This is a genomic window from Daejeonella sp. (assembly GCF_044342615.1).
GTDB lineage: Bacteria > Bacteroidota > Bacteroidia > Sphingobacteriales > Sphingobacteriaceae > Daejeonella.
Genome location: NZ_JBIIPN010000033.1, coordinates 1 through 22,818 on the forward strand (window position 1 = coordinate 1; position 22,818 = coordinate 22,818).

The window sequence follows — 22,818 nt, forward strand, 5'->3', positions numbered from 1 at the left end:
AACTAAATTTCCGGCACCCGCTTCCTTGCCTAAGCTAATCACCTCCCTAACTACACATTCCATTTGGACTGGCGATTCGGCAACTCTAGGTGGCTTCACAAGCTCTGAAGCTAATTCTGTAAATCCCGCCTTTATAAACTCATTGGTTCCTTTTGGATACTCTACACTCGCTAATGAAGTCTGCTGCACCATGTCATAATTCACAATATTTATCACACATTCAGGCACTTCCAACACATTTTCAAGGCTATGCTTTGTGGTATTATCACGAACACGCCTTGCTGGGGAAAAAATACAAATCGGTGGATTTGTACTGAACATATTGAAAAAACTAAAGGGACTTAAATTCACATTTCCTTCTTTGTCGATTGTAGAGACAAAACAAATAGGGCGAGGCGCAATGGCATACTGCAAATAATTTTGCAACTCGGCAGTTTTTAAATCAGAAACTTTAATACTGAGCATAGAATTTAGCTATTCAATTTTTTCAACTTTAAAATCGACCAGTCGCTATCTACTTTTCGAATGGTATTGGTTAATCTACCTAAACCGGTAATTTCCATCTCAACGATATCCCCATCTTGCAACCACTGTGGTTTAAAGTTAGGATCATTCAGCAGACCAGTCCCGTTTAGCTCCAGAAAACAGCCCGTACCAACGGTCCCAGAACCTATAACATCCCCAGGTAATAAATCCACACCATAAGAGCAACGCTCAATAATTTCGGCAAATGTCCAATCCATATCTCCCATCGAACCCGAAGAAACTTCCACACCATTTACCCAACACTTCATGTCGAGAGCGTAAGAATTACCAGTATGTCCAGCTTTTGCGGGTATTTTATAAGCTTCAAGCTCGTCGGGGGTAACTAACCAGGGACCAATAACAGTGGAGAAATCCTTTCCTTTTGCAGGGCCCAAATTAAGAAGCATTTCCTCCATTTGAAGGGTGCGCGCACTCATATCATTCATAATCATGTAGCCAGCGATATAATTATCCGCTTCAGAAGCTTTGATATTTCTACCTTTTTTGCCGATTACAATAGAGGCTTCAAGCTCAAAATCAAGCTTTTCAAAATGATCAGGCATACATTCAATATCGCCTACACCCTGAATGGCATTATGATTAGTAAAATAAAATATCGGATATTGATCAAATTCTGGAATCATGTCTACCCTACGGTTTCTACGTGCCGAAGCCACATGCTGCCTAAAAGCATAACCATCTCTACATGATGTTGGATGAGGCACAGGAGCTAAAATCTCAAAGAAAATCTCCTCTTTGGCTATTTTTTCGCCCGACTTAATTTGTTGATCTACATTTTTTGCACGATCCATCAATTCCTCACCGCCATTCAAGAATTCATTCATTGAATCGGGAATAAGCTTATCACAAGAATTTAGATTATAAATATGACCTTTAACGAACAATCCTAAATGCTCTCGGTCTTCAGTTTTATAGGAAACTAGTTTCATGAATGTTTATAATTTGGTTGTAGCTTATCAAAACTAATGAATTTTGGCTTGATGCATGAATTTCTAGTCAAATAAAATTTTGACATACACATAATCAATGATTTATATTTCACAAAAAGAAAACATTACCTTTGCAATAACCAATTATAAAAACAATAAATTCTAATTTATGCCTATTTATCATACTTTAGGATCTATTCCTCACAAACGTCATACTGTCTTCCGTAAGCCGGATGGTGCACTGTATGCTGAGGAATTGGTCTCAACTGAAGGCTTTTCTAGCCTATATTCGCTGGTTTATCATTGCCACCCTCCAACAATTGTGAAGGAATTGGGTGAGCCTTATTCTGTGGAACCAAAAATTGCTAGAGAAAAGCATTTACGCCATACCAGCCTTGTCGGATTTAAGATTAAGCCTGAAGATGATTACCTAGAGAGCCGAAAGCCTGTTTTAGTGAATAGCGACCTTCATATTTCATTGGCCGCACCGCGACACTCCATGACTGATTATTTTTATAAAAACAGTCAAGCAGATGAAGTGATTTTTATCCACGAAGGTAGTGGAACCTTAAAAACAGGCTTCGGAAAAATTCCTTTTGAGTATGGCGATTATTTGGTTATTCCACGTGGTACCATCTATCAAATGGAGTTCAATACCGAAGATAACCGCCTCTTCATCATCGAAAGTTTTAGTCCGATACGCACCCCTAAAAGATACCGTAACCAATGGGGTCAGTTAATGGAGCATTCTCCATTCTGCGAGCGCGATATCAAGAGACCACAAAACCTAGAAACGATAGATCAAAAAGGAGATTTTAAAATTCTGATCAAAAAGCAAGGATTGATTTACCCTTACATTTATGGTACACACCCATTCGATTTTGTTGGTTGGGATGGTTTCCACTATCCATGGGCATTCTCCATTCATGATTTTGAACCAATCACGGGTAGAGTGCATCAACCACCGCCTGTACATCAAACATTTGAAGGGCATAATTTTGTGATATGCTCCTTTGTGCCAAGAAAATACGACTATCATCCTCAGGCTATTCCTGCCCCATACAATCACAGCAATGTTGATAGCGATGAGGTTTTATATTACGTTGATGGTGATTTTATGAGTCGCAAGAGTGTAGTAAAAGGGCAAATAACACTGCATCCGGGAGGAATACCCCATGGACCGCATCCAGGAACGGTAGAAAAATCAATTGGCAAAGAAAAAACGGAAGAATTAGCGGTGATGATTGATCCCTTCAAGCCATTGATGCTCACAGATTATGCCATCAGCATTGAGGATGAAAACTACCATAAAAGCTGGCAAGAGAATTCATAATTTCAATTTTAGGAAAAATGCATGCCACAATAATTGGCTAGCAATGTAGATTCAAAAAAGACATGAAAACAGAAATAGTTGAAAAAAATACGCAAGAAATAGACTTTCTTCCCTTAAAAGGGACCGATTATATTGAATTATATGTGGGAAATGCAAAGCAGGCCGCACATTTCTATAAAACAGCTTTTGGATTTCAGAGTTTAGCTTATGCCGGACCCGAAACTGGGGTTAAAGACCGTGCTTCCTATGTGCTTGTTCAAGAAAAAATAAGGTTAGTTTTAACCACACCATTATATCCAAATCATCCAATTTCTGAGCAATTAACGAAGCATGGTGATGGCGTAAAAATTATTGCACTGTGGGTTGACGATGCCTATGATGCTTATAATCAGACTACTACAAGAGGTGCTGAAAGTTATATGGAACCGCAAACTTTAGAAGATGAACACGGAACATTACGCATGAGCGGAATTTATACCTACGGTGAAACTGTACATTTATTCATCGATCGTTCAAAATATAATGGCCCCTTTATGCCTGGCTATAAAAAGTGGGAAAGCCATTATAACCCGGAGCCAGCAGGCCTACTTTATGTAGATCATTGTGTAGGAAATGTAGGATGGAATCAAATGGATAAATGGGTTAAATTTTATGAAGAAGTAATGGGTTTCCGTAATATTCTAACCTTTGACGACAAACAAATTTCGACTGAGTATTCGGCTTTGATGAGCAAGGTAATGAGCAATGGAAACGGTTATGTAAAATTCCCAATCAATGAACCCGCAGAAGGTAAAAAGAGATCTCAAGTTGAAGAATACCTTGATTTTTACGGAGATGAGGGAGTGCAGCACATTGCCATCGCCACCAATAATATTGTAGATACAGTTACAAAACTTCAAGATCGTGGTATAGAATTCTTGAAAGTCCCAACTACCTATTACGACACTTTAGAAGCACGTGTAGGTAAGATTGAAGAAGATATTGAGCCCCTAAAAAATCTAGGTATTTTAGTCGACCGCGACGAAGAAGGCTACCTTTTACAGATTTTCACAAAACCTGTTGAAGATCGCCCAACCTTATTTTTTGAAATTATTCAGCGTAAGGGAGCTAGATCATTTGGAGCCGGAAATTTCAAAGCCCTATTTGAGGCATTGGAGCGTGAGCAAGAATTGAGAGGTAATTTATAATTCAATATTGTTCCCAGAATGGATCTTTATCCCATAATTATGGTGATGAAGATTCATTTTTTATTTATTAGCCACGGGACATAAGCTATTATCATCAATTGGAAAGTACTGTCAATCAATGTATTTTGATATTTCATTTCAATAAAACACTCAAAAAATAATATCTTTGTTAAAATTTAATCATTTTGAAAAAACGTATTGCCATTTTTGCTTCCGGATCAGGATCGAATGCTCAAAAGATTTTGGAGTTTTTTAAAAAACATCCAGAAGCTGAGGTCGCCCTAGTGCTCAGCAATAATCCTGAAGCTTACGTTTTGCAGAGAGCCGATAATTTTGAGATCCCATCACATATTTTCGATAAACAAGAATTTTATAAAAGCGACGATATTGTAAGCCTTTTAAAAAATTTACAAATCGACCTGATTGTACTTGCCGGCTTTTTATGGTTAATTCCTGAAAACCTAATTTCCGCATTCCCGAATCGAATTATCAATATTCACCCTGCCCTACTCCCCAAATATGGCGGTAAAGGCATGTATGGCGATAAAGTCCATAAAGCAGTATTAAATGCCGGCGAAGAAGAATCTGGAATCACCATTCATTATGTAAACGAACATTTTGATGAAGGAGAAATGATTCATCAATCGCGATTTAAAATCGAAAAAGGAGATGATTTAGAAATGATCAAATTCAAAGGACAACAATTGGAACATTTACATTATCCAAAAGTGGTGGAGCAAATCCTGAAAAAGATTAAAAACAAGAATTAATTTTTTGAAAAAGCAGCCCTTTTTTGCTAAATCCTTAACGTCAAATCCATCAAAAAACCTTATCTTTGCGGCTTTATAACCTTTATCTAAATGAGCCAGACCGTAAAGATCAAAAACGCCTTAATTTCAGTTTATTACAAAGATAATCTAGAGCCCTTAATCAAGCAATTGCACCAGGATGGGGTAGTTTTTTACTCTACTGGTGGGACAGAAAAATTTATCCGTGATTTGGGAATTGACGTTATTGCCGTTGAAGATTTAACAGGTTATCCCTCCATACTTGGTGGTCGCGTGAAAACCTTACACCCCAAGGTATTTGGTGGAATCTTAAACCGCAGAGAACATCTAGAAGATCAGGCTCAAATTGCTCAGTATGAAATTCCACAAATCGATTTAGTGATTGTTGACCTCTACCCTTTTGAGGAGACATTAGCATCGGGAGCAACGGAAGAAGATATTATTGAAAAAATAGATATTGGTGGTATTTCCTTGATTCGTGCCGCTGCAAAAAACTACAATGATGTGGTAATTATCGCATCAAAAAACGATTATACTACATTAGGTAACATTCTGAGCGAAAATAATGGCTCAACTACATTGAGTCAACGTAAATCCTTTGCACGTCAAGCATTTAATGTTTCATCTCATTACGATACCGCAATATTCAATTATTTTAATCAGGAAGATCCAATAAGTGTATTCAAATACAGCGAGCAAAAAGCAATGAGTCTTCGTTATGGAGAAAATCCGCATCAAAAAGGAGTTTTCTATGGCGATTTAGACAATATGTTTGAGAAGCTAAACGGTAAAGAGCTATCCTACAATAATTTAGTAGATGTGGATGCAGCTGTTGCATTAATTGATGAATTTGAAGATCCAACATTTGCCATTTTAAAACATACTAATGCTTGTGGTATTGCATCGTGTGATAGCATTCTAGAGGCCTGGAATGCGGCACTAGCCTGCGACCCAGTTTCTGCATTCGGTGGTGTATTAATCTGCAACCGTGAAATAAATGAAGAAACAGCCAAAGAAATAAACAATTTATTCTTTGAAGTGTTAATTGCACCTTCATTTGATCAGCAAGCAAAACAGATATTATGTGGGAAAAAGAACCGCATCCTATTAAAAAGAAATGATGTTGAGCTACCTAAAAAACAGTTCAAAACCCTCTTGAATGGCATCATTGAGCAAGACAAGGATCTAGTTATGGAAAAGCCAGATCAAATGATGGCAGTTACCACGCTAAAACCAAATGTGCAGCAATTGAAAGATTTAGCATTTGCGAATAAAATTGTTAAACATACCAAATCAAATACCATTGTGCTTGCAAAAAATGCATGCTTGATTGCTAGTGGCGTGGGACAAACATCACGTGTTGATGCCTTGCAGCAAGCACTATTAAAGGCCAAAGCATTTAATTTTAGTGTAGAAGGTAGTGTAATGGCATCCGATGCATTCTTCCCTTTCCCTGATTGCGTGGAAATAGCAGCCGATGCTGGAGTTGTGATGGTTTTACAACCAGGTGGATCAATAAAAGATCAAGAGTCTATTGATATGGCAAACCAAAAAGGTATTGGCATGGTTACCACAGGAGTTAGACATTTCAAACATTAATCGATTTATTAAAAAAAAGAATGATTAGCATCTAGATAACAATCATTCATAAAAAGAGTTTATATTAGCATACATTTCAAAACAATAACAAATACAAAATGGGATTATTTAATTGGTTTACACAAGAAATTGCCATCGACTTAGGCACAGCAAATACCCTTATTATTCATAATGATAAAGTTGTAGTTGATGAACCATCAATTGTTGCATTTGACCGTACTACCAACAAGGTTATTGCCATTGGCAAGCAGGCTATGCAGATGGAAGGCAAAACCCATGATAATATACATACAGTTAGACCATTGAAAGATGGTGTAATTGCTGATTTCAACGCTGCAGAATACATGATTCGTGGTATGATAAAAATGATCAATAATGGTAAAGGATGGTTTTTCCCTTCTTTACGTATGGTTATTTGTATCCCTTCAGGAATCACAGAAGTTGAAAAAAGAGCTGTGCGCGACTCTGCCGAGATTGCTGGAGCAAAAGAAGTTTACCTCATTCACGAACCAATGGCCGCTGCAGTAGGTATCGGTATTGACGTGGAAGAACCAATGGGTAATATGATTATCGATATTGGTGGTGGAACAACTGAAATTGCAGTAATTGCACTTTCTGGAATTGTTTGTGATCAATCTATTCGTGTGGCTGGAGATAATTTTGATAGTGATATTGTTCAGTATATTCGTAGACAACACAATATTATGATTGGCGACCGTACTGCTGAGAAAATCAAAATCGAAGTAGGTGCTGCATTGCCTGAGCTTACAGATCCACCTGCTGATTTTGCCGTTCAAGGGCGTGATTTAATGACTGGTGTGCCTAAACAGATTACCGTTTCTTATACTGAAATTGCACATTGCCTAGATAAATCCATCTCAAAAATTGAAGAAGCTATCTTGAAAGCACTAGAGATGACTCCCCCAGAACTTTCAGCTGATATCTACCAAACAGGTATTTACTTAACTGGTGGTGGTGCATTATTACGCGGACTAGACAAAAGAATTTCGTCAAAAACTAAGCTTCCTGTTCATGTTGCTGAAGATCCATTACGCGCAGTTGTACGTGGAACTGGTATCGCATTGAAAAATATTGGAAACTTTAAATTCTTAATGCAGTAAGAAATTAAATATCTTTTGAATTAGAAAAATAATTCAAAAGATACTATTTAAAGCTATGAACGTTTTATGTCAATTTTTACAGGATTCAAGCCCATATTTGTAGGATAACACATGCGTAACATTTGGCTATTTTTTGTTAAGTACAATGCATTTTTTCTGCTGGTTATTTATTTTTTAATATCGCTATCCCTGCTTATTAAAAACAATTCTTTTCAGCGAGCTAGTGTATGGAATTCATCCAACAAAATGGTGGGCTCTGCCTATGAGCAGGTGAATGAAGTAAAAAGTTATCTATCACTTGGAAGCATAAATGATAGTCTGGCAGCAGAAAATGCGCTCTTGAGAAATCAATTGGCCTCTTCATTTAAAAGCGATAGCATAAAACAGGTAACAGTCCGTGATAGCACCCTAAAACAGCAATACACCTATACTTTAGCCAAGGTTATCAACAACTCAATTCACCAAAAAAACAATTATTTAACAATAGATCGCGGGTCGAAACATGGCATTGCAAAAGGCATGGGTATTACTTCTGCTAAAGGTATTGTAGGAATTGTCTTAAATGTGAGTGAAGATTTCGCTACCATACGTTCTATTTTACATAGCGAAACAAAAGTGAGCGCTCAAGTTAATGGAAACATAGGCTCTTTAGTTTGGGGGGAAGGTAATAACGACTCCCGATATGTTTATTTGAAAGACATTCAGAGTCATTTGATTATAAAAAAAGGAGATAAAGTAGTTACATCTGAATTTTCATTATTTCCTGAAGGAACCAATATCGGTTATGTGGTTGAAAACAGGAAAAAAGGAGGCAATGGTGAAATGGACATTAAGGTGAAGCTAGATGCAGATTTTTCGACTTTACAATATGTTTATGTGATAAACAATCTGCTATCTGCTCAACAAATTGCTTTAGAATCTCAAAATAAAATTGAATAATGGAACGAGTAGTAATCATTAACTTCATTCGCTTTTTTCTACTAATTGCCACTCAGGTATTTTTATTGAAAAATATTGGCTATTACAATCTCAGCATCCCCTATTTATACATCCTTTTTATACTTCTACTTCCCTTTGGAATTCCGAATTGGCTTTTATTTTTCTTAGCATTTTCTACAGGAATAACAATTGATATGTTTTACGATACCTTGGGATTAAATGCTGCTGCATGCACCTTTATGGCCTTTATCAGAATTCTTTACATCAGTATAACGGTACAACGCGACGGATTTGATAATGAACCTGAACCAAGTTTGGGCATTATGGGTTTTAGATGGTTTATTTTCTACTCCACCATCCTCACCATTTCTCATCATTTAATCCTTTTCACTTTCGAAAATTTTAAGTTTGGTGAATTAGGATATACCCTTATTAGAGTTTTACTAAGTTCTATTTTTACAGTTACACTCATTTTGATTAGCGAATTTGCATTCTTTAGCAAAAAATCACGTTAATCTATTTTGTCTTAGCAATATTCGCATACAATTTCTTTTGTACTTTTGTAAAAGAACAATACAATTTTCTTAAATGATTTAAATTGTATGAGAATAATTAAATCTAAAATTAGAGAAACACAAAATACAATTTCCTAAATTTAATGAATAGTTTTTTTGCCCGAAAGTATGTAGTCCAAGGAATATTCATTGTAATCATCCTTATTTTACTTAGCCGACTGTTTTACATTCAGGTAATAAGCGACGAATATTTTCTTTCGGCAGAAAACAATGTAATCCGAAGATTACCCATTTATCCTGCTCGAGGAGTAATTTTAGATCGTAATAACAAAATCCTTACTCAGAACGAACCAGTTTATGACCTGATGCTTATCCCTCGCGAGGTAAAACCTTTTGACACTTTAAAATTTTGCGAATTAATAGGAATCGACAAAAAGGGATTTGATAAACGCTTTAAAAAAGCAAAGAATTATTCTCCTTATAAGGCCTCTATTTTCGAGAAGCAATTATCTGTACAAACTTATGCGTCATTTCAGGAGAAGCTTAGTGAATTTCCAGGCTTTTATGTCCAAAAAAGAACGGTAAGAAGGTATCCCGACAGTATTGCGGCGCATTTTCTAGGTTATATTGGGGAGGTAAATCAAAAAGTAATCGAAAGATCTAAAGGCTTTTATAGCCAGTCGGATTATCATGGTATTACGGGCATTGAACGATCTTATGAAGAATTATTGAGAGGCCAGCGGGGTGTTTCAAACTTCATGGTGGATGCTTTGAACAGACCACAAGGTAAATATGCAGAGGGCAAATATGATACTGTGGCCGTTTCTGGTGAAAATTTAATATCCTCATTAGATAAGGACCTTCAAAAGTTTGGAGAGCAATTGATGCAAAACAAAATCGGTAGCATTGTCGCCATCGAACCTGCTACAGGTGAAATTTTATCCTTTGTTAGCAGTCCCACTTACGATCCAAATTTAATGGTTGGCCGTCAAAGAGGTAATAATTACATGGAGCTTCTTAATGACCCATACAAGCCAATGTTTGTTAGGCCCATACAAGCAGAATATCCACCAGGATCAATTTTTAAGCTTGTAAATGCTCTAATTGCTCAGCAATATGGATTGATTAATGAAAACACAGTCTTTTCCTGCCCTGGAGGTTATCGATATGGCCGTAAGGGATTTATGGGATGTACTCACGTTCATGGTGCTGTGGCCCTTAGAAAGTCTATCTCTGAGTCTTGTAATACTTATTATGGATATGCCTACAGTCGCATGATTGATTTTGCTGGTATGCGCCCTGTAAATGCATTTAAAAGATGGCGAAATTCAGTTTCAGCCTTCGGTGTTGGTTCTAAACTTGGAATTGACCTTCCTGGAGAACGTAATGGACTGTTACCTAGTGATGAACTTTATACCAAACGATTTAAAAGTGATCGCTGGGGATCAGCTTTTACTATTTCTCTTTCAATTGGTCAAGGAGAGCTAGGAATTACACCGCTACAGATGGCAAATATTGCAGCTATTGTGGCTAATCGAGGGTTTTTCTATAAACCACATCTTATAAAAGCTATTGGAGAAAATAAAATCATCAAAGAAGAATTTGTAAAGAAAAACGATGCAGGAATCAAGCCACAGTATTTTAAAACTGTAATTGATGGCATGAGCGATGTGGTAAACCAGCCCAATGGTACAGCATGGTATTCAAAAATTGTGGATATTGAGATGTGTGGTAAAACAGGTACCGTTCAAAATCCCCATGGGAAAGATCACTCCGTATTTATTGCATTTGCTCCGCGTGATAATCCTAAAATAGCTATTGCCGTGGTAGTAGAAAATGCCGGATACGGTTCTACATGGTCGGCACCAATTGCCAGCCTCATGGTAGAAAAATATATTAAAAAGAGCATTAGCAGGCCCCAGATTTATGTAGATCGCATTCTGGAAGCGAACTTATTACCCGGTGCAGCAGTTAAAAGCAAGCCTAAGAATAAAAGTGTAAGCGATAGCATTGCCGCTAAACAAATAAATACGCCTAAAAAAGATAATGTAAAAAATGAATAATCAAAGAAGCCTATTTTTCAATGTCGATTGGCCCATTATCTTGACTTATATCACGCTATGCATTATTGGCTGGTTCAATATTCATGCTGCAGTTTACGATCCCTCAAATCCCAGCATCATTGACCTAGACACCAATTATGGTAAGCAGTTCTTTTTTATTATTTCGGCTTTCATAATCGGATTGGCTATTTTATTGCTCGATAGCCGATTTTTTAATACATTTTCACCTATTTTTTATGGGATAACCATCCTGCTACTGATTTTAGTGCTCATAATCGGTCGGAATGTGGGTGGTAACCAAGCATGGATTCCTATTGGTAATTTCCGACTTCAACCCTCCGAATTTGCCAAATTTGCAACCTGCCTAATGCTAGCTAGATACCTAAGCTCTGGAACCATAAAAATTCAGGATATTAAAACACAGTTATTTGCTGCATTCATCATTCTTATTCCTACAGCGCTCATACTCCTACAACCCGATGCAGGTTCTGCACTAACATTTAGCTCTTTAATATTGGTTTTATATCGTGAGGGACTCTCGGGCTATTTCTTGCTTATTGAAGGATTAGCTATAATTCTCTTTATTTTGACGGTGCTATACAATAAATATTTAGTGCTTACAGGTGTTTTAATCGCAGCAGGAACTTGGGTCTATTTCAACCGAAAAAGCCGAAATATGATTAAAGTGACAGGCTGGGGCGTACTTTTTTCGGTACTTTTTATCTTTTCAGTCGATTTTGCCTACAATAAAATACTGAAGCCACATCAAAGAAACCGAATTGACCTGATACTAGGGAAAGTTGATGATCCCCGCGGAATTGGCTATAATCTCAATCAATCAAAAATTGCAATTGGCTCTGGCGGACTATGGGGCAAAGGTTACCTTCAAGGAACACAAACAAAATACGATTTTGTGCCTGAGCAGAGTACCGATTTCATTTTTTGTACAGTAGGTGAAGAATGGGGATTTGCAGGAAGCTTTATAGTTGTGATTCTCTACCTCTTCCTCCTCATGAGAATTGTTAATATCGCAGAGCGACAAAGATCATCCATGTCGCGAATTTATGGCTATGGAGTGGCATCCATCTTATTTTTCCATATTTTCATAAATATTGGAATGACTATCGGATTAATCCCAGTAATTGGAATACCACTGCCATTTTTAAGCTATGGAGGCTCTTCGCTGTGGAGTTTTACGATTTTATTATTTATTCTCCTCAAATTCGACTCTAATCGAATGGGAATTAATTAGAAAATCGGCGATTTAAAATTTCGTAGAATTTATCTGCAACATCCTGCTTTTCAGCCCAATTATTCTTGACAGCATAATTTTGCTTCAAGAAATTATCGGCGGCATCAAAGCTATCAAAACGATTGATAAGCTCAATCGCTTCGCTGTAAGCTAGGCTATACCCGTTAAAAAGATCACGCACAAATTGAAGTTTATCATTTAGGCTAATTAAACTCTTTAAATCTTTTACTTGTCTTTGACTAAATTGACCCGAAACTGTATTTTGAGATGTTTGAGCAGAAAGCACCTCATTTAAGGTAAGTGATTGAGCCTCTGGTTCAGACGCCCTAATTGGATGCTCATTTTCAATTGGCTTAACCTCCTCTTGTGGCTTTTCAATTTGTGAAACAATCGGCTTGAAAGAAACTTCAGGTAAAAACTCTTCTTCAGGTATGGTTTTCAATCTTGTTTTTTCATCAATCACCCGCATCTCTTCTTCGGTTAAAGGGCGGTCAAAAAGCTCCTCTGCCGACTTATCCTCAAATTCAAAAGTTTCGACCAGGTCATCTTGAATTTCTAATTTCCATTCCGGAATTTTAACTTCTATTTTTTCCTCTTCAAAAGCCTCAATTTCCTGAGCTTCAATCGTAAAGTTATGAACCACCGGCATTTGCTCTTCCTCCGGCTCTACCTCAGAAACGATAGGTTTTGAAACAAGAGGCTCTGTTAAAACCGCTTCCGAATCCTTTGAAGATTCAGCATTTAGCTTTAAAAGAATTGAAATATGGTTGGATAGAAAATCAGCGTTTGCTGCAAAAAGTTCAAGCTCCAAATCATTTAAATGATCTGGATTTTTGGACAGGTATTCAAATTGTTCGTTAAGCTCAGAAATAATACCAGCAACTCTATTAAAAATCTCTCTCTTATTCATCATCATTACAACATGTTTTTGGGTCTCAAAAATGCCTCCAATGGGCTTTGGGTAAAATAGATTGGTTCAAATATAAGCACATTTATCTTAAATAGATATTAATATTAAAAGCGCTTAGCCCTCAATCTGCAAGAAATTTCGGATATTAGCACAAAGAAAAACAGGGAAAATAGCATGTTGTTTAGTGAGCAAAATTTTAAACGTAGAAATGAACTTGGCGGAAGTATTGAAGTTATTTGTGGATCTATGTTTTCCGGAAAAACGGAAGAACTAATCCGAAGACTTCGTCGCGCACAAATTGCCAAGTTGAACGTTGAAATTTTTAAGCCTAAAACAGACACTCGCTACGATGAAAACTCGGTTGTTTCCCACGACCAAAACTCCATTCACTCCACTCCCGTTGAAAATGCCGCATCCATACTTCTATTGGGTGCAAATACAGAAGTTGTAGGAATCGACGAAGCCCAGTTTTTTGACGACGAACTACCCGATGTATGCAATAAACTGGCAAACCGCGGCATTCGCGTGGTGATTGCCGGATTGGATATGGATTATCTTGGAAATCCTTTCGGTCCGATGCCTGCCCTCATGTCAATTGCCGAAATAGTAACAAAAGTACATGCTGTTTGTTTGCAATGTGGCGGACCAGCAACTTATTCGTTCCGGACTTCTAACAGTGATGCTAAAATACTTCTTGGCGAAAAAGAAAGCTATGAACCTCGTTGCAGAACATGCTACAATAAGGTAGACTAGAGTAATTTAAAAAAATTAAGGCTTAATTATCTAGAAATAATCATTCTCAATGATTTCTCCTTGCCTCCATAAAGCATTTTATAGATATAAATACCAGGAGTCAAATCGGTTAAACTAGGGCTAATAGTATGAAAACCTCTAGTAGTCAACCCATTATATAATTCCCTTACCGACTGACCAAGTGAATTATACAATTGAATAGAAACCATTCCCTCAACAGCGACACCAAATTCAATGGTACTTAAATTAATTGCTGGGTTGGGATAATTTTGCTTGAGTATGAATCCAGCAGCATTGAGATCATTTAGTTCCTTATTTAATTCATCGTATTTTTTCTGAGCAGCTGCAGCAGATGCCTGCAAATCAGTCAAATTATCGCCTGCCAACAAGGCAAAAGCCACCTTCACAGAACCGTTCGGAGGAATATTAAATGGTCCGTTGCCCGAAACAAACATCACATCATAACCATTTGCAGAATTTTCACCTAAGCTTGTCGACTTAATGCCACTTGATAAACTTAAAAACTTCTCTGAAATACTGAAACCATTACCCGTCTCCAGTGGGTCGCCCACAACTTGATATGACATCGGATAATAATTCGGTCTGCCAGTGGTAGTAAGTTGCTTGACACCTGCATAGGGCGTAGCACCAAACTTGCCATAAACATATCCCAATCGATTAAAAACATCATATTGAGTGATATCTCTTCCATTGGCATCCACATCCCAATCCGTAAAAAGCCCCAAATAGATACCATTTAAAGCTATGAAACTTTTGTTCTTAAGCTCATATTCGGCGAGGATATACTTATCATCTGGCGACTTAGAGTAGGCTCTAATAGTGTTTTTAATAGAGATATTAATGGGCTTGGGACTCGCAGAATCATCAAACTCGCTTTGACCTAGAAAAGCAACATCTACAGCATCATTTTCAAAGACCTTAATTTTCTTAAGAAAATGTTCATCGGCACTCCCCGAATCATTTCTTGTATTATTTGAAACTTGGGATGAAGAAGCACCAATCATCAATGAGGCTTCATACAATAAAGGATCATTTTTATAGATAAAACCTAATCCCTTTTCGGCATTGCCATCACTAAAACCAATACGACCAATGCTAGTCATACTGCTAGAAACCTGATTTACTTCAATATTTAGGTAGTCAAGTGCGACATTAATCTGAAATTTTTCTTGATCAGTATATGGATTTGATGCAGTGTAAGTAATTATAAAATCAACAAGCTCATTTTCAGTAATTGTTGGTTTTAAATAAACTCGGAATGGGCCAACCATTCTTTTAATCTCTGAGGTGGCCATATTACCCAAGGCAAATTCTTGATCCAAAATTTGAATATTGGGATTGCTAGAGCTTAATTTAGCTAACACTGAGGTAGCTGGTGATAAAATATTCTTGAGGTCGAAAAATAAACGTAAGGTATCCCCTGCTGGCCGGGAGCCATTACCCTTATCCAAAACAGTTAATTTTTGATTGCGAATAGCAGGTACTGCCTCCGAAACGGCACGAAAAACATTCAATCGACCTCTACCCAGGTTCCCAACAAAATTGGGATTTAAGGCATCAATATTATCTGCGGTAGCCAATAACTGTTCACGCACCTGCACCATATCAAAAAGAGGAAAACGAGCTTTCACCAATGCGGCGGCACTTGAAACTATGGGAGCAGATAAGGAAGTCCCGCGACTAATACCATATCTATTTGCATTGGCAGTAGTAAACACATCACCAGGTGCTGCGATAGAAATCGTGCTTCCATAATTAGAATAACTGGCTTTGCGGTCGCTAGCATCTACTGCCGCTACCCCTAGCACTCCGAGGTAACTTGCTGGGAAACTGGGCGTGCGACTATTTTCATTTCCTGAGGCAGCAATAACAAGACTCCCACGCGAAATTGCATAATTGATAATATCCTGCCCGAAAGAACCACCTCCTGGTCCGCCCCATGAACAATTGATAATATGAGCTCCATTATCAGCAGCATATTTAATGCCCTCATAACCCCTATAAATTGCCTTCGCATTATTATCAGCACCAGCCTTCACAATCATTAATTTGGCATTAAAGGCCACACTCGAAATACCAATTCCATTGTTTGAAACCGCCGAAGCAACACCACTCACGCGGACCCCGTGATCGGTACTATCGCTCTTCACATCTGGATCATTATCCTCTATGGGATTACTTCCGCTAAGGCCTACCAGATCCTTCCCAGGCAAAATAATATTGGCCTTGAGGTCCACATGGTCTAAATCCGAACCCGAATCAACAATGGCAATAATTGAATTTGAGGAGTTCCGAATGATATCCCAAGCCTGATCTGCCTTAACCTGACGTAAAAAATTCTGATTAGATAAATAAAATGGATCATTTGGGACAAAATCTGTATAATAAATGTAGCTGGGCTCTGCATACTCGACCATAGGATCTAAAAGCAGTTCGTTTATTAGCTCAACAATACTTTTTTTAGAAGAATAATTAAGCTCATAAATTCGGTTTAAACCGATGCTATCTAGCTGTGGCGAATTATTGAATTCTGGATTAGCATTTGTTTGCAAAGCATCCTGAAAAAGAGCTTTGAATGTATTTATATTGGCCGACTTCAATTTCAAATCTTTCACACTAAAACTTTGGATAATTGAACGAAGCTCAGTGTTAGATTTAGCTTCTCTAAATTTGATGATAATGGTATTTGGAAGATAATTCTTAGAGCTTACACCGATTGGCAAAGTAAATTTCCGTGGCTGAGTAGACTTAGGATCATCATTCCCAAATGAAGAAAAAACAGAGAAAAAAAAGAATAGCAGAAATACAGCTCTCATATAGGAATATTTACAAAAATACTAAAATATAGCAATATTTTCATTAAAACCCAACTAAAACGGATTAAATAGAGTTTTTATTACTTGTCATTGCGAGCGCAGCGAAGCAATCCATGCCCTGCCAATATGAGTTTGCTTCGTCGTACCTCCTCGCAATGACATGGTGGGTGGCAGTGTCATTGCGAGCGTAGCGAAGCAATCCATTCCCTGCCAGCATGAGTTTGCTTCGTCGTACCTCCTCGCAATGACATGGCGCTTAAAACATTAAGAAAGTAAGGGTATTAAAAAAGAACAATTGTGTTTCATGAAAGAGGACAGGTCGCGACCTGTCCCTACGAGCGATCTCAAATCTCATATCTCATGTCTCACATCTAATATCTCAATACTAAATACTACCTACTAAATACTATTTTCCCTATTTTTAATACAAATTCCAAACTCATGAAAAAAACACTAATCCTCCTACTATTCATCCATCAGCTTGCCATTGCGCAAAACAACCCCAAGGAAAGTCCCAATTTAATCGTCATTACCACCGATGGATTGAGGTGGCAGGAAGTGTTTAATGGCGTAGATAAAGATATATTGACCAGCAGAAGTGTGAATAAAAGCGATAGCGCAGCCATTGCTAAGAACTATTCGGCGAACAATCCTCAGGAAAGCAGGAAGAAATTAATGCCGTTTTTATGGTCAATCGGGAAGGAAAAGGGTATAATTTTTGGAAATAGAAATCTAAATAGTCTGGCGGAAGTATCTAACCCCTACTGGTTTTCCTATCCAGGATATAGCGAATTGCTAACAGGATATGTTGATACTTTAATCAACACGAACGACTATAAACCAAATCCGCATAGCAATTTATTTGCCTTTTTAAACAAGCAGAATGCTTACAAGGGAAAAGTAGCCGCTTTTGGAGCTTGGAATGCTTTCAACCGTATTTTGAACGAAGAAAATTCAGGTTTTCCGGTTATCAATGCTTTTGAGCCTGTAAATAGTATTGTGAAAGATGAAGTGAGCGATCAAATGTCGGCCATGTTAAAAGATAGCTATAAGCCTTTCCATGAAGTGGAATGTTTGGATGTATTTACTCATTACCAGGCTCTTCATTATTTGAAAACTCAGAAGCCAAAGGCGATGTACATCTCTTATGGCGAGACGGATGAATGGGCGCATTATGATAAATATGCAAATTATTTAGATGCCGCGCATCAAGTGGATCAATGGATTGGTGATATCTGGACTTGGGTGCAAAACACTCCCGGTTATAAGGATAATACCTATATTTTAATTGCAACGGACCATGGTAGAGGTTGGAAAAATGAGTGGACTAGCCATGGTGCAAGTATAAAGGATGCCAATTATGTTTGGTTTGCTTTAATGGGTCCGAATTTGGCTACTAAAGGTAAATTAGGCGAACAGGAAGGTGGGAATAAGGTTTTCCAGAAGCAATTAGCCGCCACCATGCTGGATTTAATGGGGCTGGATTTTAAGGTAGAGCATGAGGTTGGGGTTGGGATATTTAGGTAGAGACACACGGCCGTGTGTCTCGTTTCATACCAAATCAAACACAATTATACATTTCAATCAAATCAAACCCCATTACAGGTGGTTAAAATGGAATGAATCGGTCGTCGTAGAGGCACACGGCCGTGTGTCTCCCATAATCCCACATCAAACACAATTATTCGTTTCAATGAAATTAAATGCCATTACAGGTGGTTAAAATGGAATGAATCGGTGGTCGTAGAGAGACACACGGCCGTGTGTCTCTACCGTGTAAAAACCCGATCCCCATCAAACAAAAAAACCCCCGATTTTCATCGGAGGTTTCGTACCCAGCGCCGGAATCGAACCGGCACAGTTTCCTATCGGTGTTTGAGACCGACGCGTCTACCAGTTCCGCCAGCTGGGCATTTTGATTAGGCTTGATCTAAATTCACAAACCTTAGCGGTATTTTGAAGAAAAATTCTTCGGGACAAACATAAATAAAATTTTAATATTTTAAATGCCTTTTGAGCAAATTCGCTCCAATTTTAGCCTCTAAATTTATTCATGCTCTCCCTAATACGGAGTAAATATTTTTGTCGATACCATATATCTTTGATAGTCAGAAGGATAGTATCCACATCTTTGCCCTCTCTCCTATCAAACTCGTCTGTAGATTGCTTCAACTCATCAAAAAGGCTGAGCTCCATACCATCCACCATCTGTGTTAATTCGGCTAATTTTATCTCATCATGGTCAAATTCCATCTCCATCAAAGCTTCATTCACATCCATCATATCCATCAGGAAGTCCTGCGGCAATACATATTTATCGCCATCGGCAAGCAAATTCTGCAAACCAAGAATATATTCAATGCGCTTTAAAGGATCAGAAATCACCTGAAAAGCCTTGTTATTTAAGGTTGAAAGTTCTAATATTTCGGCCTGCTTCTCCTCATCTTCATTCACATAAAAATCGGGGTGATAGCGCTTGCTCAGTTCGTAGAATTTCTTCTTCAACTTTTGCTCGTCTATAGCAAAACTAATGGGTAAATCATAAAATTCGAAATAATTAATCTCGCTCATGATGCATTCAAATGATTCTAATTAATTCGCTTTAAATCGGTTTTAATTGATGATGTGTTTGAAAATATCACTTCCAAAAACAAATACCATCAGGGTGACTAAAATTACGAATCCAACCATTTGAGCGCGTTCCATAAATTTATCGCCAAGAGGCTTACCTTTAATCATTTCAATGATCAAAAAGACTGCATGACCACCATCCAAAGCTGGTATTGGCAATAAATTCATTAAGGCTAGGGCCATAGAAAGTAATCCAACAAGGCTCCAAAATTTCACCCAATTAACGGTCCCGCCAAACATAGTCGCAATGCCAATTGGTCCAGTGAAAGCTTTATTTGCCTGCACCTGACCCGTAGCCACTTTTCCTAAACCTTTGGCATTATCCATGAATGAACCCCAAGCTTTTGAAGCTCCAACAGGTAATGAACCTATAAATCCGTATTCAACAGTCTCAATTGGGAGATTAAAATATTGAGGGACAGCAATTCCAATAGTTCCATCCTCTGCTACATTAGTTGGTACTTCCAAAGTTTTATTATCACGCACAAGACTTAGCGTAATTACCTTGTTTTTATTGGCTTGAACTTCCGATTTAAACTCATCGTAAAATACTACTGGCTTTGTATTTACGGCTAAAATACTATCACCCACCTGAATTCCTGCTTTTTCTGCATTCCCTCCCGGTGCAATTTGAGCTATTCCTGATAATTTTACTCTTGGCTCCACAAACTGTGCGATACCTAAGTCGGATACTTTTTCAAGGATATTGCCAGGCACCTGAATTGTTTTTGTCTCAGCACCACGTGCAACACTCAGCTCGGTATTTCCTAGCAGGACTTTAGAGCTCGTTAATTCATCAAAACGGGCAACAGGCTTACCATTTACCGCTGTAATTTTATCTCCACTTTGAAGTCCGATTTCCTTTCCAATTAATCCTGGCGCAATTCCATCGGGCAATTTATCATTGGGAATGAATGTTTCTCCATTCTTTAGGGTTAGCATCCAGAAAATAAAAATACCTAAAACAATGTTTACTGTTACGCCACCAAGCATCACAATTAAGCGCTGCCAAGCTGGTTTTGAACGGAATTCCCATGGTTCTGGCGGACCGGCCAATTGTTCGGTATCCATCGACTCATCGATCATCCCTGAGATCTTCACATAGCCTCCCAAAGGAAGCCAGCCGATACCGTATTCGCAGCCTTTATAATTAAAACTGAATAATTTAAACCCCCAAGCATCAAAAAACAAGTAAAATTTCTCTACCCTGATGCCAAAAGCACGAGCCGCAAAAAAGTGCCCTGCCTCATGTAAAATGATTAAAATTGATAATCCCAATAACAGCTGACCCGTCATTACTAATCCATCCATGCCTTTTCTTCTATTTTATTTAATTTAAAAACTATTATTTATCACTAATTCTTGCGCATAAATGCGTGTATTTTTGTCGCTCTCCATATAATCTTCAAGTGTCGGATTTTCCACAAAGGCCATTTCGCGCATACATTTCTCAATCACATCACTCATTTGTAGGAATCCTATACGCATGTTCAAAAATTCTGCCACAACCACTTCATTAGCTGCATTGATCACACATGGCATATTTCCGCCCTTATTTAAGGCCTCAAACGCTAAAGCCAGGTTGCGGAACGTCTTTTTGTCAGCCTCCTCAAAACTTAAATTGGGGTAATCCATAAAGTTAAATCTTGGGAAACTATTTTCTATCCTTTGCGGATATGCCAATGCATACTGAATAGGCAATTTCATGTCGGGAAGTCCCATTTGCGCCTTCATTGAGCCGTCTTTGAACTGTACGATGGAATGTACAATGGATTGGGGATGAACGATAACATCAATTTGAGAGACATCTAGATCAAAAAGCCACTTCGCTTCAATCACTTCCAGACCCTTGTTCATCAAACTCGCCGAATCGATCGTAATCTTTTCACCCATCACCCAATTGGGGTGTTTCAGGGCCTCCTTGCGAGAAATAGTTGATAGAAATTCGGCATCCCGCCCACGGAATGGTCCGCCAGAAGCCGTTAAATATATTTTCTCAATGGGATTATGATCCTCACCTGCCAAACATTGAAAAATGGCAGAATGTTCCGAATCTACGGGTAAAATCTTTACGCCATGCTCCTTCGCAAGACTATAAACTAATTCGCCCGCAACCACTAAAGTTTCTTTATTTGCTAAAGCGATGTCTTTCCCAGCTTTAATGGCAGCTAAGGTGGGAATCAATCCCGCAAAACCGACCATCGCTGTTAAAACTAAGGTGATTTCTGGCTTCGAAAGTACCTCGCAAAGCTCATCTATCCCACATAAAACCTTAGTCTGGGTTGCGCTCAAAGCATTTTTAACCTCCGCGAATTTAGATTCATTAGTCACCACAACAAATGGAGGATTAAACTCCAATGCCTGTTTAACGAGTAAATCAGCATTATTATTGGCGGTAAGCACAAAAACTTTAAAGCGATCCGAATTTTGACGAACCACCTCCAATGCCTGGGTGCCAATGCTTCCTGTAGAGCCTAGAATAGCAATATGTTTCATATTATATGCTTCGCCAAAATTTGTTGCCATCAAAGGAAATCGGTTATTTTTTAAGCCTGAAAATCAGGAATTGGTTAAAATATTAATTTTTTGAGGAATTTACACTATTTGATAATCCATTTATTCAATTCTTCTGCTATATGTCTGTCATTTGACAAACGCGGGACTTTATTTTGTCCGCCCAGCTTACCCTGACTCTTCATATAATTCCGGAAAGCGTCTTTTTCTAGTTTCTGCATGACCAAAGGCCTCAAAATCTTCCCTTCAATCAGATCAAGATAGTAAACGTTTTTCTTTTGTAGGGCTTGATCAACCTTCAGACTAAAACTCGCTAAGTCGGCTGGTGGGCGTGCAAATTCAACATACCATTCGTGGTAGGGTAGTTCAGAGCTTGCGGGACTTACCTGCGGGGCGACTGTAAATTCGGTGATTTCTACACCTTCCTGGCTTGCTACCGACAAAATAGCATGTTCAACCTCTTCCCCAATTACATGCTCCCCAAAAGCAGAAATAAAGTGTTTTATTCTTCCAGAAACAATAATTCGATAAGGATCTTGCGATACAAATTTTACGGTATCACCGATACTATATCCCCATAAACCAGCGCTTGTATTCAGAATGATGGCGTAATTTTTATTTAACTCAACCTCTTCCAAAGATATACGTGTTGGATTTTCATTAAAATACTCATCAGTAGGAATAAATTCATAGAAAATACCCGCATCAACGAGTAAAAGCAATCCTTTTTCTTCTTGGGAATCCTGAAAAGCGATAAATCCTTCGGAAGCAGGGTAAGTTTCAATAGAATCTACTCTCCTACCGATACTTTCCTCTAAACGAGCACGATAAGGCTCAAAATTTACCCCTCCGTAGACAAAAAGTGAGAAGTTTTTGAAGATTTTGGCGATTTTCTTACCTC

General features: G+C 38.1%; 19 protein-coding genes and 1 tRNA gene. 11 read left to right on the top strand and 9 right to left on the bottom strand.

From position 1 onward, the window contains the following. Together ACIQ0D_RS04630 and ACIQ0D_RS04635 are read right to left on the bottom strand one after the other, a co-directional pair. Window positions 1-465, bottom strand: a 465-nt coding sequence (locus ACIQ0D_RS04630; RefSeq protein ID WP_395803395.1) for a flavin reductase family protein, incomplete at its 3' end; no start/stop codon positions are given. A 5-nt stretch (window positions 466-470) separates the two neighbouring features. After that, window positions 471-1,475 carry a fumarylacetoacetate hydrolase family protein gene (locus ACIQ0D_RS04635; protein WP_395803396.1) on the bottom strand — a complete coding sequence of 335 codons (1,005 nt, stop codon included), beginning with the start codon at window positions 1,473-1,475 and terminating at the stop codon, window positions 471-473. A gap of 169 nt (window positions 1,476-1,644) precedes the next feature. Between ACIQ0D_RS04635 and ACIQ0D_RS04640 the strand changes: the two genes are divergently transcribed. From ACIQ0D_RS04640 to rodA, 9 genes are all read left to right on the top strand, one after another. Continuing rightward, on the top strand, window positions 1,645-2,808 hold the full coding sequence (locus ACIQ0D_RS04640) for a homogentisate 1,2-dioxygenase (protein ID WP_395803397.1): 1,164 nt from the start codon (window positions 1,645-1,647) through the stop codon (window positions 2,806-2,808). Window positions 2,809-2,870: 62 nt separating this feature from the next. After that, window positions 2,871-3,995, top strand: coding sequence for a 4-hydroxyphenylpyruvate dioxygenase (gene hppD, locus ACIQ0D_RS04645; RefSeq protein ID WP_395803398.1), 1,125 nt, complete (start codon window positions 2,871-2,873; stop codon window positions 3,993-3,995). A 185-nt stretch (window positions 3,996-4,180) separates the two neighbouring features. Continuing rightward, window positions 4,181-4,765: a phosphoribosylglycinamide formyltransferase gene (purN, locus tag ACIQ0D_RS04650; protein WP_395803399.1), complete on the top strand. Its 585-nt coding sequence runs from the start codon at window positions 4,181-4,183 to the stop codon at window positions 4,763-4,765. Window positions 4,766-4,855: 90 nt separating this feature from the next. Then, window positions 4,856-6,382 carry a bifunctional phosphoribosylaminoimidazolecarboxamide formyltransferase/IMP cyclohydrolase gene (gene purH / locus ACIQ0D_RS04655; RefSeq protein ID WP_395803400.1) on the top strand — a complete coding sequence of 509 codons (1,527 nt, stop codon included), beginning with the start codon at window positions 4,856-4,858 and terminating at the stop codon, window positions 6,380-6,382. A 98-nt stretch (window positions 6,383-6,480) separates the two neighbouring features. Further along, window positions 6,481-7,503, top strand: coding sequence for a rod shape-determining protein (locus ACIQ0D_RS04660; RefSeq protein WP_291400746.1), 1,023 nt, complete (start codon window positions 6,481-6,483; stop codon window positions 7,501-7,503). Window positions 7,504-7,614: 111 nt separating this feature from the next. Further along, window positions 7,615-8,442, top strand: coding sequence for a rod shape-determining protein MreC (gene mreC, locus ACIQ0D_RS04665; RefSeq protein WP_395803401.1), 828 nt, complete (start codon window positions 7,615-7,617; stop codon window positions 8,440-8,442). Continuing rightward, entirely contained in the window at window positions 8,442-8,957 is a 516-nt protein-coding gene (locus ACIQ0D_RS04670; protein WP_395803402.1) for a rod shape-determining protein MreD, read from the top strand. The genes mreC and ACIQ0D_RS04670 overlap by 1 nt, the downstream gene beginning before the upstream one ends. 143 nt (window positions 8,958-9,100) lie before the next feature. Beyond that, on the top strand, window positions 9,101-11,020 hold the full coding sequence (mrdA, locus tag ACIQ0D_RS04675; protein WP_395803403.1) for a penicillin-binding protein 2: 1,920 nt from the start codon (window positions 9,101-9,103) through the stop codon (window positions 11,018-11,020). Further along, window positions 11,013-12,272 carry a rod shape-determining protein RodA gene (rodA, locus tag ACIQ0D_RS04680; protein ID WP_395803404.1) on the top strand — a complete coding sequence of 420 codons (1,260 nt, stop codon included), beginning with the start codon at window positions 11,013-11,015 and terminating at the stop codon, window positions 12,270-12,272. The genes mrdA and rodA overlap by 8 nt, the downstream gene beginning before the upstream one ends. Here rodA and ACIQ0D_RS04685 read toward each other — a convergent pair. After that, complete coding sequence (locus ACIQ0D_RS04685; RefSeq protein ID WP_395803405.1) at window positions 12,265-13,188, bottom strand: hypothetical protein; 924 nt, start codon at window positions 13,186-13,188, stop codon at window positions 12,265-12,267. The genes rodA and ACIQ0D_RS04685 overlap by 8 nt on opposite strands. A 168-nt stretch (window positions 13,189-13,356) precedes the next feature. Here ACIQ0D_RS04685 and ACIQ0D_RS04690 point away from each other — a divergent pair, with 168 nt between their 5' ends. Beyond that, entirely contained in the window at window positions 13,357-13,935 is a 579-nt protein-coding gene (locus ACIQ0D_RS04690; protein ID WP_395803406.1) for a thymidine kinase, read from the top strand. 26 nt (window positions 13,936-13,961) lie between these two features. Here ACIQ0D_RS04690 and ACIQ0D_RS04695 read toward each other — a convergent pair whose 3' ends face one another. Then, entirely contained in the window at window positions 13,962-16,772 is a 2,811-nt protein-coding gene (locus tag ACIQ0D_RS04695) for a S8 family serine peptidase (RefSeq protein WP_395803407.1), read from the bottom strand. A gap of 441 nt (window positions 16,773-17,213) precedes the next feature. On the opposite strand from ACIQ0D_RS04695, the gene ACIQ0D_RS04700 reads away from it, so the two are divergent. Then, complete coding sequence (locus ACIQ0D_RS04700) at window positions 17,214-18,299, top strand: sulfatase-like hydrolase/transferase (protein ID WP_395803408.1); 1,086 nt, start codon at window positions 17,214-17,216, stop codon at window positions 18,297-18,299. A 305-nt stretch (window positions 18,300-18,604) separates the two neighbouring features. Here the strand turns inward: ACIQ0D_RS04700 and ACIQ0D_RS04705 are convergent. From ACIQ0D_RS04705 to ACIQ0D_RS04725, 5 genes are all read right to left on the bottom strand, one after another. After that, window positions 18,605-18,684 (bottom strand) — tRNA-Leu (locus ACIQ0D_RS04705). Between the two features lie 122 nt (window positions 18,685-18,806). Beyond that, window positions 18,807-19,343, bottom strand: coding sequence for a Fe-S protein assembly co-chaperone HscB (hscB, locus tag ACIQ0D_RS04710; protein WP_395803409.1), 537 nt, complete (start codon window positions 19,341-19,343; stop codon window positions 18,807-18,809). A gap of 42 nt (window positions 19,344-19,385) precedes the next feature. After that, the gene (gene rseP / locus ACIQ0D_RS04715) at window positions 19,386-20,714 is read right to left on the bottom strand and encodes an RIP metalloprotease RseP (RefSeq protein WP_395803410.1); all 1,329 of its coding nucleotides are present in this window, start codon (window positions 20,712-20,714) and stop codon (window positions 19,386-19,388) included. A 24-nt stretch (window positions 20,715-20,738) separates the two neighbouring features. After that, window positions 20,739-21,899, bottom strand: coding sequence for a 1-deoxy-D-xylulose-5-phosphate reductoisomerase (locus ACIQ0D_RS04720; protein ID WP_395803412.1), 1,161 nt, complete (start codon window positions 21,897-21,899; stop codon window positions 20,739-20,741). 104 nt (window positions 21,900-22,003) lie between these two features. Then, on the bottom strand, window positions 22,004-22,818 hold an 815-nt coding region (locus tag ACIQ0D_RS04725), incomplete at its 5' end, for a GH3 auxin-responsive promoter family protein (RefSeq protein WP_395803411.1).

Excerpts from the sequence above, each read along its gene's own strand:
- ACIQ0D_RS04695 (WP_395803407.1), bottom strand. The coding sequence starts at position 16,772 with ATGAGAGCTGTATTTCTGCTATTCTTTTTTTTCTCTGTTTTTTCTTCA.
- mreC (WP_395803401.1), top strand. The coding sequence starts at position 7,615 with ATGCGTAACATTTGGCTATTTTTTGTTAAGTACAATGCATTTTTTCTG.
- hscB (WP_395803409.1), bottom strand. The coding sequence starts at position 19,343 with ATGAGCGAGATTAATTATTTCGAATTTTATGATTTACCCATTAGTTTT.
- ACIQ0D_RS04690 (WP_395803406.1), top strand. The coding sequence starts at position 13,357 with ATGTTGTTTAGTGAGCAAAATTTTAAACGTAGAAATGAACTTGGCGGA.
- purH (WP_395803400.1), top strand. The coding sequence starts at position 4,856 with ATGAGCCAGACCGTAAAGATCAAAAACGCCTTAATTTCAGTTTATTAC.
- ACIQ0D_RS04670 (WP_395803402.1), top strand. The coding sequence starts at position 8,442 with ATGGAACGAGTAGTAATCATTAACTTCATTCGCTTTTTTCTACTAATT.
- ACIQ0D_RS04640 (WP_395803397.1), top strand. The coding sequence starts at position 1,645 with ATGCCTATTTATCATACTTTAGGATCTATTCCTCACAAACGTCATACT.
- rseP (WP_395803410.1), bottom strand. The coding sequence starts at position 20,714 with ATGGATGGATTAGTAATGACGGGTCAGCTGTTATTGGGATTATCAATT.
- ACIQ0D_RS04660 (WP_291400746.1), top strand. The coding sequence starts at position 6,481 with ATGGGATTATTTAATTGGTTTACACAAGAAATTGCCATCGACTTAGGC.
- ACIQ0D_RS04700 (WP_395803408.1), top strand. The coding sequence starts at position 17,214 with ATGAAAAAAACACTAATCCTCCTACTATTCATCCATCAGCTTGCCATT.
- hppD (WP_395803398.1), top strand. The coding sequence starts at position 2,871 with ATGAAAACAGAAATAGTTGAAAAAAATACGCAAGAAATAGACTTTCTT.
- ACIQ0D_RS04635 (WP_395803396.1), bottom strand. The coding sequence starts at position 1,475 with ATGAAACTAGTTTCCTATAAAACTGAAGACCGAGAGCATTTAGGATTG.
- ACIQ0D_RS04720 (WP_395803412.1), bottom strand. The coding sequence starts at position 21,899 with ATGAAACATATTGCTATTCTAGGCTCTACAGGAAGCATTGGCACCCAG.
- ACIQ0D_RS04685 (WP_395803405.1), bottom strand. The coding sequence starts at position 13,188 with ATGATGATGAATAAGAGAGAGATTTTTAATAGAGTTGCTGGTATTATT.
- mrdA (WP_395803403.1), top strand. The coding sequence starts at position 9,101 with ATGAATAGTTTTTTTGCCCGAAAGTATGTAGTCCAAGGAATATTCATT.
- rodA (WP_395803404.1), top strand. The coding sequence starts at position 11,013 with ATGAATAATCAAAGAAGCCTATTTTTCAATGTCGATTGGCCCATTATC.